The organism is Vibrio sp. V08_P9A1T1 (genome assembly GCF_963874405.1).
Lineage (GTDB): Bacteria > Pseudomonadota > Gammaproteobacteria > Enterobacterales > Vibrionaceae > Vibrio > Vibrio anguillarum.
On the sequence record NZ_CAWNIB010000121.1, the window covers coordinates 1 to 5,337 of the forward strand.

Consider the following 5,337-nt stretch of genomic DNA (forward strand, 5'->3'; position numbering starts at 1 on the left):
TAATTTACTGGGTTGATTTCATTATGATTGATCAAGCCTCCTCAATTTAGAGGAGGCTTTTTTATCACCAGTCGATGCCTTTTCGTGCTTTGATGCCCGACTCAAAGGCGTGTTTCACATTTTTGACTTCCGACACCGTATCGGCGATTTCAATCAAGCTGCGGTGTGCTCCTCGGCCCGTGATCACCACCGACTGCATTGTTGGCCGTGTTGTTAAGGCTTCAATCACTTCGTCTAATTCGATATAGCCATAGCTCACCATGTAGGTCAGCTCATCAAACAACACCACATCAATCGACTCATCTTTAAGCATGCGTTTGCACTCTTGCCAAACCCCTTGCGCTGCTGCGGTATCGGCTTCTTTATTTTGCGTTTCCCAAGTAAAGCCCGTCGCCATGACTTGAAATTCGACGCCCAGTTTTTCAAGCAGATTACGTTCACCGTTTTCCCAGGTTCCTTTAATGAACTGAGCTACCGAACATTTCAAACCGTGGCCTACAGCGCGCGCAATGGTGCCAAAACCTGAAGTAGATTTCCCTTTGCCATTTCCGGTAATGATCAATAATAACCCTTTCTCTTGCTGGGCCGCGGCAATTCGTGCATCGACTTGCTCTTTTACTTTCTGTTGTCTCGCTTTATGGCGTTCATTTTTAATTTCTTCAGTCGACATGCTCAATCCTGTTCATTAATAGCGTTGCCGCTATCATAGCTCAACTACTCGGTAGCAAAAACCATCGAAATTACAAGGAATAAAAAAGCCAGAGCAGTGCTCTGGCCTCTGGGAGTATCTCTAATGAGTTTAGAAGCGGTAATTGGCTTGTGCGCCGATAAGCCAAACATTACCCGTCGTTGTACCAGAAAATTGGCCTCCAACGGCTTGCGCTGCATCATCTGAAGCATAACCACGAGATTCCACAATGTTGGCATCTTTGGCAAAAATGTAAGTAAAGCCAGTGTCTACGGTGAATTGTTCCGTGAAGGCATACTCCGCACCAACGCTTAACCAAGTTCGATCAGTTTCAGGGATGGTAATGGTACGGTTTTTATCGTTAACTGCCGCCATATCGTAAGCAATGCCTGTACGCAGTGCTAATTTTGCATCGACTTGGTAAGTCGCACCCAGAGCAAAACGGTAATTGTCTTCCCAGTTTTCTTCTTTAACCATCACCGAGCCAAGAGTGTTTAAATCCGCTTCAAGCTTTTCGAAACTGCTCCAATCGGTCCAGTTAATACTGGCATGTAGTGCCAACTGTTCACTTAGTTGGTGGTAGCTAGCCAGTTCAGCGGTGGCAGGCATAGTGAGCATCATTGAACCTGTATCATTCACTACCTTGCCCGATTCTTTCGAAAATATATTCGCTGTGCCAGTAAGCTTTAGGTCAACTTCGGATTTATAAGTAAAGCCTATGCGATTGCTATCATTGATCTGCCATGCCGTACCCACTTGCCAACCCCAAGCTTTATCTTCACCTTCCATGTACTTTAGTGTTGTACCTTGTGGAAGAGGCTTAGTTTGAGCCGGAGAGGTCGCACCGAAATGGCCTTCTCCAATCACATAACGAATGCCACCGCCAACGGTAACCGCATCAGTGAGTTGGTAGCCGATGTTGGCATTGACTTCCATTGTTTTAACCATCGCTTGATTACCAAAGTGGCTCGCGCTGAAATTACGGTCAAGTTCGGTCTCCATGCCATAGTTAGTACCGAGTGCTAAACCTAGTACCATTTTATCGTTCACTTGATGTGAGAGGTAAAAATTGGGGATGACGGCATCATTTGCGAAGTCATTTGAGCTTGCTTCTAATGCGCCGTTGATTTTTCCATTCACATCAACATTCGGATTAACGTAAATTGCACCAACAGAAATTTGCGTACCTTTCAAATAAGTCAGCATGGCAGGGTTACGCCATTGTGCACTGGCGTTATCAGCCATAGCCGCTTCACCGGCGTAAGCACGCCCAAGGCCCGTTGCAGAGTATTCTGCCAATTGGAAACCGGCCGCTTGAGATGCATTCGATACGCTGAACAGTCCACATGCCACTGCGAGTGAAAGAAGAGTTTTATTTGATTTCATTATAATGTTCGCTGAAATATTTGAATTCGGTGTGGGAATTTTAAGGTTAGAGCGAATACTTTAAAAATATAAAGCAGTGAATTTGTTGTTTTTGAAATTAAAATCCATTAAAGGTTTAATTATAAGCGTAATACTCTGCTTGTTATGAAAGTGTTTCTGATTTTTGGCGAACACTTGTAGTGTGGTTTAAGGCCCAAAAGGTACAGTTGTTAGCTGAATTAGGCGAGGAGACGATATTACAAGCATTAAAAAGGGCTGGAAAACCAGCCCTTTATTGACGCTATGCTAATAAACGTTGCGCTTAGAAGCTGCGGCTATATTGTAAGCCGACTAGGATTGCATCTGCGTGAGTCGTTGCCGTCAAAACAGTACCAGCCGAATTCTCAGTCACTTGCACATCCTTACCAAGTAGGTAAGTGAAACCAAAGTCTACATTAGATCGCTCATCAACTTCGTAAGTAAAACCAGCAGAGAGCCATTGGCGATCTGAGTCTGGCACTGAGACTGAAGTTAAAGAATCTTGTGCGCTGGTGTCATACATATAACCAGCACGTAAAGTCCAATCGCTGTTTAGGTAGTAAGTTCCACCTATCGCATAGTGCCAACCATCTTGCCATTTATACTCTTTACCATAAACGCCGCCGCCAGCTAAAATAGAGGCGATAGGTGATTGTGAAGAGTCTAGGTTCTTAAAGTCGATTTGGTCAAATGCACTCCAGCCAATCCATTGCACACTATAATGGACTGCAAACTGTGTATCCTTGATTTTATGAAAACCAGAGAATTCTGCTATATCAGGTAGTGGAAGAACGATTTTTTGTCCGTAATCATCTTTGGCTTCAAATTCAGGGCTGTAGTGATATGCGAAGCCAAATCGATTATTTTCATCTAATTCATATACCGTACCTAAATTAAACCCGACCGCCCAGCCATCGGCCTTATCAACATTTAGCAAAGCTGTTCCTGCCGGAATGGTAGTTTGGAATTTCTGTGATAACCCAGCTGCTAAGGTTGCACTAGCATAACGCTGCATCGTACCTTGACCATAAATCAAGTCTAAGCCTGCCCCAAAGCTAAGTTGCTCATTTATTCGGTATGAGCCTGCGAGTCCAAAGTTAAAGCTTTTAACGTCCGTTAAACCACCATATTCTGATGCTGGATAAGAATCTGAAAATTCTGTTTTTGTGCCAAAATTTGTATAAGCGTTAACGCCCCAAGCAAATTGGTCATTGACTGGAACTATTAGGTGAATGTTAGGGGCAATAGATGTTCCGCCTACATCATCAACGTCAGAAATTGATACACCGTTGTATTTAGCATCTTTGACATCAATCATCGTTGTGATGGATTCAAAGCCCAAAGAGAGTGAGGTTTCATCAAACAACGCCATTGCGGCAGGGTTACGAGCCATCACCGATGCGTTATCGGCAATAACAGCATCACCAGCAAATGCACGACCTAGGCCAGTCGCAGATTGTGCATTGAGCTGAAAGCCCGCTGCCAGTGCTTGTTGTGAAGCGAGAGCTACCGTTACGGCAAGTAACGATTTTTTAAACAGACGCGTCTTGTTCATGGTGCTTTTCCTTTTTGATTTCATCGCCTCTAATGGACGTTGTTTTTGAGCAAATGCTCAATTGGTGGCTGATACTAGAGGCAAGTATAGAAGATAGAAATCCGACCATTGTCTAATTGAATGATAAAATTGCAGAAATGATGTCTATTTGGCAGGAAAAAGGCGGAAAATGCTTATTTATAGAGTTTAAGCTCTACTTTTGTCTAGGAAACCTGGCCTGCATTATATACAGGCCAGGAATGGTTTTAATGGGAAGGTTTTAGCATAGGCATTAGTTTTTTAGCGATGTTCGTGACATCTTCGCCATTTTCACCGACAAGGATCAGGCTAGCATCACCGACGGGTTCGATGATTCCTGCCATGCCTTGCTCATTAAAGTTCACGGCTTGTTCACTGGCAATGCCTGTTAAAAAGAGCGTCACTTTCCCGCTTTCACCTTGAAAAACCATGTGCAGAGCGTTTGCCTTGCCAAACCCACAGTGGTTTAGGTAATAAACGTGGTAAGGGAAGTTACTGCTTAACTGATAAGCGAATGGCAGCATTTTGGCGTTGATCTGCGTTGAATTCACTTGTTCATCCAGTTGGTTGACAAAGCCTTCTTCATCAATGACGTGTTTGATGGCGGTGTCCATTAGGCTTGCCTGCGCTGGTGGAATGAGCACATTTCGCCAATTGATTTGGCCAACCAATAAACCAAACACAAAAGCAATCGATGCAGCCAATGTCATCGCTTGCTTGGCAAAAGTAGGGCGGATGACATTGCTTGCCATTGTGGTTTGACTAAATAGAATACGGTCTGCGAGATCGTCAGGGACGTCTACATTCATTGCAGTAGCAATCGTTGCATCTAAGCTCAATATGTCCTCTAGGAACTGACGATTAGTATCACTAGTGGATGCCGCTTGGATAATCTCTTGGTCATGCTGTTTTGGATCGGACATAACTCGGCGGCGAAATTCTAATTCATCCATTTTGCTGCCCCTTATACGCTTCTGATGAATCCAATTGTTCTTTTAATTGATTACGAGCTCGAAACAGACGAGTCATGACCGTGTTCTTATTGAGTTCGAGGATCTCGCCAATTTCATCACCACTAAAACCACCAATGACTTGTAGGAAAAGAGGTTCGCGGTATTCAATATCCAGCTTCATTATCTGTGCCTGCAACCACTCTTGTTGATGATGAGGATCATCGTTGACTTTTACGTCACCGCTGTAGTCATCAATATCGACCAACTCAAACTGCTTGCGCTCAAAGCGGCGCGCGTTCTCGCGACGAAGAATAGTTATAAGCCACGATTTGGCCGCTTTCTCGTCGAGCAAACTATCGAGAGATTTCCAAGCCCTCAAGCAGGTTTCTTGGACTAAATCTTCAGCAATGCTTTTATCTTTACATAGCCAATAGGCATAACGAAAAAGATCTCGGTGATAAGCACGCACAAGCGTTTCATATTTTCTCTGTCTGTCAATATTACTATTGACCGGGCTGCTGGACTTTTTCTTTCCAAACATGGTTATTATCGACACATGAGTCTCCGTTTGCTCTGTGATTTCTTCTTTGTTTAGGCCATTTTATGGTCGTCTTGCGATGAACGCTTCGCGTATTCGTTCGCTTTCGATCCGTTCAAGTTGTTCGGTAACATCAATTCAAGCGTCGACGGCTTTTTAATTTCATAGTATGGAATAAATC

At 43.8% G+C, this 5,337-nt stretch carries 5 protein-coding genes; all 5 read right to left on the bottom strand.

Going from position 1 to position 5,337, the window contains the following annotated elements; all coding sequences use genetic code 11:
• Positions 1-64 precede the first annotated feature (64 nt).
• The 5 genes from cobO to AACT21_RS06120 all read right to left on the bottom strand — a co-directional run bounded on the left by cobO (position 65) and on the right by AACT21_RS06120 (position 5,159).
• A complete protein-coding gene (gene cobO, locus AACT21_RS06100) occupies positions 65-670 on the bottom strand; it encodes a cob(I)yrinic acid a,c-diamide adenosyltransferase (RefSeq protein WP_026028813.1) in 606 nt (201 codons plus the stop codon).
• A 129-nt stretch (positions 671-799) separates the two neighbouring features.
• Positions 800-2,074, bottom strand: a complete 1,275-nt coding sequence (locus AACT21_RS06105) for an outer membrane protein transport protein (RefSeq protein ID WP_026028225.1) — start codon at positions 2,072-2,074, stop codon at positions 800-802.
• Between the two features lie 301 nt (positions 2,075-2,375).
• Positions 2,376-3,647 (bottom strand): outer membrane protein transport protein, encoded by a 1,272-nt coding sequence (locus AACT21_RS06110; protein WP_176430208.1) that lies wholly within the window; start codon positions 3,645-3,647, stop codon positions 2,376-2,378.
• Positions 3,648-3,892: 245 nt separating this feature from the next.
• Positions 3,893-4,618 (bottom strand): DUF3379 domain-containing protein, encoded by a 726-nt coding sequence (locus tag AACT21_RS06115; protein WP_013857248.1) that lies wholly within the window; start codon positions 4,616-4,618, stop codon positions 3,893-3,895.
• The gene (locus AACT21_RS06120) at positions 4,611-5,159 is read right to left on the bottom strand and encodes a sigma-70 family RNA polymerase sigma factor (RefSeq protein ID WP_088717986.1); all 549 of its coding nucleotides are present in this window, start codon (positions 5,157-5,159) and stop codon (positions 4,611-4,613) included. The genes AACT21_RS06115 and AACT21_RS06120 overlap by 8 nt, the downstream gene beginning before the upstream one ends.
• Positions 5,160-5,337: the final 178 nt, after the last annotated feature.

Excerpts from the sequence above, each read along its gene's own strand:
- cobO (WP_026028813.1), bottom strand. The coding sequence starts at position 670 with ATGTCGACTGAAGAAATTAAAAATGAACGCCATAAAGCGAGACAACAG.
- AACT21_RS06105 (WP_026028225.1), bottom strand. The coding sequence starts at position 2,074 with ATGAAATCAAATAAAACTCTTCTTTCACTCGCAGTGGCATGTGGACTG.
- AACT21_RS06110 (WP_176430208.1), bottom strand. The coding sequence starts at position 3,647 with ATGAACAAGACGCGTCTGTTTAAAAAATCGTTACTTGCCGTAACGGTA.
- AACT21_RS06115 (WP_013857248.1), bottom strand. The coding sequence starts at position 4,618 with ATGGATGAATTAGAATTTCGCCGCCGAGTTATGTCCGATCCAAAACAG.
- AACT21_RS06120 (WP_088717986.1), bottom strand. The coding sequence starts at position 5,159 with ATGTTTGGAAAGAAAAAGTCCAGCAGCCCGGTCAATAGTAATATTGAC.